Here is a 3834-nt window from a genome sequence, read left to right as displayed (position 1 = left end):
CATGGTTCCTGCCTTTCGGCATCGTCCGATCCCCTCGTCCCTGGAGACCAGAAGACGGCGGATCGCAGCTTGCCTCACTGGCCGATTCTCGGCGGATGGCTCACCTCGACTGGCTGCGTTACCGATGGGGTATTTGAGGAACGAAGAAGCGCCGGGCGCAGATTGGCCTTGCGGCGGCCGGCGCAAGACAGTAAGCAATCCGGGCCTCGCGGGTGTAGCTCAATGGTAGAGCCGCAGCTTCCCAAGCTGAAGACGAGGGTTCGATTCCCTTCACCCGCTCCAACGACCCCATGGTTGGCCCGTATTCCTCAGTGACTTCCGAGTCTTGCGCCGCCTTTGGTGCATAATAAGGGGCATGCCGGGGTCACTTGCGGCTCGTTTTGCAGTACTTCGAGCGCACCGCATCCGGGCCTTTCCGGTATCGCCGCAGGGTTCCTAAGGAACCTCTCGGGCTTATCGGCAGGACCATGTTCAAGAAGAAGCCGGGCGATTCCCGAAACGAAGCCCTCGCCGTCGATCCCCGCCTTCATGCGCAGGTGGAGCGCGAGATTGCCGCCGCCCGGCGCCGGCTCAAGGCCCCGCCGCTCTCGCCATCCCTCTCGGACAGGGAAGCCTACGTCGCAGCCCTCCGCCGCCGCGCCGACCTGGTCGCGGCGGGGGCGACCTCGGAAGAACCGGCCCACGAGGGGGACGGTCTGGCCGACAGCTGCCCGCAAGACGGCTGGCGGCCGCTCGGGATGCCTCTGGTGGACCGCCACGCGGCCAATCTGCTGCGCCTCGGGCCGGAACGCAGCCGCCCCCCCCGAACTTGCGCCGGGGGGACGCCCTGAGGCTCTATATCGCGGAGCGGCTGGGGGGTGATGATCCCGATCCCAGGCCATGACGCGTCCCCCTATGCGGTGAAAGGCCGGATCGAGCCCATCCTGGCCTCGGCTTGCGGGCATCACCGGCTACTCTGGGTTCACCCGTTCCTGGACGGCAACGGGCGCGTGGCGCCGCTCATGTCCTATGCCATGCTGCGCCAGGCGCTTGAAGGGCGCGTAGCTGCCCGAGAGCCGTTCATAAACGGACTCGATGTTGATCGCGGCGATGTAATAGGCCAGCAGCAGGATCTCATTGGCGTGCAGTTCATAGCGGAATTTGTGCTCCAGCTGGTCGGGCTGGATCAGGCCCGATTGCAGCAGGCGCGTGATGAAGGTGCCGGTGCCGGTGAAGGGGGCGATGATATGGACGCCCTTGGAGCCGAGGGTTTGGCCGAACTCATCCTCCAGCACGTCATTGACGGGGCGGATGCTGAAATCGACGATCTCGACGGGGGTGTAAGCAATGCCCAGCCTGTCTCGGGTGCCCTTGAAGGTCACGCCGAAGAAGTTGTCGCAAAGCTGGCGGATCAGGTCCTGCTTGGCGGCGGGATTGGTGATGCCCTGGGCCTTCAGCCGGACCGAGCGGTAGAATTCACCGAGGTCGCGGCCTTCCTTCTCCAGATGCGCGCTTTCCAGCACATCCAGCACATCCTGAATGGCGCGGGAGACCGGGTTTTCCGTCGCGAATCTGTGGTCTTCAGACAGGGCGTCGAAAACAGGACGTGTGATGATGTGCTGGGCCAGCATCTCGACAGCTTCAGCCTCGGTGATGCCCGCATTCACATCATCGCGGATTTCGGCAAGGAAACGGTCGAATTCCGTGCGCGCCGGGCCGGGCGCCGACAGGATCGCTTCCAGCCGGGTGATATGGGCGATGGCGATGTCACGCAGGCTGGCGGTCCAGCGGTCCCAGTATTCGCGATCGCCGCATTTCTTGACGATCTTGGCCATGATGGCGCGACTGAAATCGTCGAGAATGAGACCGGGAAGTTCGGGCTGGCTTTCGTCCTCGATCACGAAATCATCGTAGCCGCGGTCACGACCGGCACTGGTGATGCCAGAGCGTTTGGCGGCAGGGCGAAGGGGCAGGTCCTCGACCGTTGCCGTGACAGATTCCAGCTCCTTGCTGCCGATGATCTGGATGCGATCCGAGGCGCGCATGTCCCCGAGGCCGATCCGCAGCACAGGGATCGCCTGGCCGATCAGCATCTCCTCTGCATTCGCAGACCACTCGACCTCGGTCGAATCCATGACGACGCGGCGAACGAATGGTGGTTTTGAGGAGGCAGAGAGGAAAGAATCGATGTCCGCCTTCGCTACCTCGTGTCCGGCCGCATAAGCCGATAAGCGAGATCAATCCTGGTTATGCCCGGTCAGCAGCACGATCTTGCCGGCATGTTGGCCAGATTCCATCGTCGCATGTGCCTCGGATGCGCGTTCCAATGCAAAGGTCTCGCTCACCACCGATCGGATCTTGCCCGCTTTGAAGAGCGGCCAGACCGTCTTCTCCAGACCTGCGGCGATTTCGGCTTTCACCGACAATGGCTGGGGCCGCAGCAACGACCCGGTAAGGGTCAGGTTCTTGACCAGGACCGGCATCATGTCCAGCTCCACCTTGCTGCTCTTCAGGTAATAGAGATTGATCAGCCGCCCCCTCTGGGCAAGGCAGGTCAGGTTGCGCTGGATGTAATCGCCGCCGACCATGTCCAGGACGATGTCGACGCCCTGACCCTGCGTCCTGTCCTGCACGACGGTCACGTAGTCTTCCTTGGTGTAGTTGATCGCGACCGCAGCCCCCAGATCTCGGCAGAAATCGCAGGCTTCGTCTGTAGCCGCGGTCGTGAAGACCTCAATCCCGAAGGCGGAGGCGAGCTGGATCGTGGCGCTGCCGATACCGCCGCTGCCGCCGTGGACCAGCAGGCGGCGGGCCTGGAACAGGTTGCCCTGCATCACCAGATTGAACCAGATCGTATAGTAGACTTCCGGCAGGGTCGCCGCCTCGGTCATGCTGACCCCCGGCGGGATATGCAGGCATTGCTCGGCCGGGGTGCGGACGAATTCCGCATAGCCGCCGCCGGGGGTCAGGGCGCAAACCTTGTCGCCGACGACAAGGCCTGTCACGTCCGCGCCGACCTCGACGATCGTCCCCGCGACCTCGAGCCCCGGCAGGTCGCTGGCGCCGGGCGGAACGTCGTAGCGGCCTTGCCGTTGCAGGACGTCGGGATAGTTCACCCCGGCAGCAGCGACCTTGATGATCACATCGCCTGCTTGGGGCCGCGGCCGTTCGCGCAGGGCGGGGACCAGAACCGAAGGATCCCCCGGCTGGCTGATCTCGACGCAAAGCATCTGGGTGTCGGAAGCTTGGGACATTCTCGTCGTCTCCTTGTTTGGGATGGCGACCCGGTTTGCGGCGACCGGATCAGGGGTCTTTCGCTCCCCCAAGACTTGCGTTGGCCTCGGGGGAGCCATGGGTGGTAGGGAACGTCAATCCTTCGCCCTGAACCCGAGTTTTCTGCCCAGCCTGGTTGCGAAGAACTCTCCGACGAGTCCTCTGCGGAACAGCAGGACGCAGACCATGAAGACGACGCCGGTGATGATCGTCACCGGGAAGTCGGATGTGGNGAACCCGAGTTTTCTGCCCAGCCTGGTTGCGAAGAACTCTCCGACGAGTCCTCTGCGGAACAGCAGGACGCAGACCATGAAGACGACGCCGGTGATGATCGTCACCGGGAAGTCGGATGTGGCGAGGTAGTTCTGCAAGCTGACCACCAGGCCGGCGCCGACGATGGGGCCGAGCAGCGTGCCGATGCCGCCCAAGAGCGTCATCAGGATCACCTCGCCCGACATCTGCCAGGTCACGTCGGTCAGCGTCGCGAACTGGAAGATCAGCGCCTTGACGCCGCCCGCGAGCCCGGCCAGCGCCGCCGACATCACGAAGGCGCCCAGCTTGTAGCGCTGCACCGAATAGCCC

4 protein-coding genes, 1 tRNA gene and 2 pseudogenes are annotated in these 3834 nt (G+C 63.8%); 3 read left to right on the top strand and 4 right to left on the bottom strand.

Annotated elements, in window-relative coordinates; genetic code table 11:
- The first annotated feature begins 208 nt into the window (after nucleotides 1-208).
- From ACDP63_RS24335 to ACDP63_RS24325, 3 genes and pseudogenes are all read left to right on the top strand, one after another.
- Nucleotides 209-282: transfer RNA gene (locus ACDP63_RS24335), tRNA-Gly, on the top strand.
- 185 nt (nucleotides 283-467) lie between these two features.
- Complete coding sequence (locus ACDP63_RS24330; RefSeq protein WP_036765937.1) at nucleotides 468-830, top strand: hypothetical protein; 363 nt, start codon at nucleotides 468-470, stop codon at nucleotides 828-830.
- Between the two features lie 30 nt (nucleotides 831-860).
- Nucleotides 861-962 (top strand): annotated as a pseudogene (locus ACDP63_RS24325) (hypothetical protein); the annotation flags it as partial.
- Here the strand turns inward: ACDP63_RS24325 and ACDP63_RS24320 are convergent.
- The 4 genes and pseudogenes from ACDP63_RS24320 to ACDP63_RS24305 form a co-directional block, all read right to left on the bottom strand.
- Nucleotides 951-2024 carry a hypothetical protein gene (locus ACDP63_RS24320; RefSeq protein ID WP_409928805.1) on the bottom strand — a complete coding sequence of 358 codons (1074 nt, stop codon included), beginning with the start codon at nucleotides 2022-2024 and terminating at the stop codon, nucleotides 951-953. The pseudogene ACDP63_RS24325 and the gene ACDP63_RS24320 sit on opposite strands and share 12 nt — an antisense overlap.
- Nucleotides 2022-2192: pseudogene (locus ACDP63_RS24315) on the bottom strand (hypothetical protein); the annotation flags it as partial. The gene ACDP63_RS24320 and the pseudogene ACDP63_RS24315, both read right to left, overlap by 3 nt.
- A 24-nt stretch (nucleotides 2193-2216) precedes the next feature.
- Nucleotides 2217-3233, bottom strand: coding sequence for an NAD(P)H-quinone oxidoreductase (locus ACDP63_RS24310; protein ID WP_024846193.1), 1017 nt, complete (start codon nucleotides 3231-3233; stop codon nucleotides 2217-2219).
- A 114-nt stretch (nucleotides 3234-3347) separates the two neighbouring features.
- Nucleotides 3348-3834, bottom strand: a 487-nt coding sequence (locus ACDP63_RS24305) for an ABC transporter permease subunit (protein WP_409928804.1), incomplete at its 5' end; no start/stop codon positions are given.

The organism is Paracoccus sp. P2, assembly GCF_046335115.1.
In the GTDB taxonomy this organism is placed as follows: Bacteria; Pseudomonadota; Alphaproteobacteria; order Rhodobacterales; family Rhodobacteraceae; genus Paracoccus; species Paracoccus pantotrophus.
The sequence above is the reverse complement of the archived record's forward strand: the minus strand, read 5'-3'. Positions and strand labels throughout refer to the sequence as shown.

Excerpts from the sequence above, each read along its gene's own strand:
- ACDP63_RS24330 (WP_036765937.1), top strand. The coding sequence starts at position 468 with ATGTTCAAGAAGAAGCCGGGCGATTCCCGAAACGAAGCCCTCGCCGTC.
- ACDP63_RS24320 (WP_409928805.1), bottom strand. The coding sequence starts at position 2,024 with ATGCGCGCCTCGGATCGCATCCAGATCATCGGCAGCAAGGAGCTGGAA.
- ACDP63_RS24310 (WP_024846193.1), bottom strand. The coding sequence starts at position 3,233 with ATGTCCCAAGCTTCCGACACCCAGATGCTTTGCGTCGAGATCAGCCAG.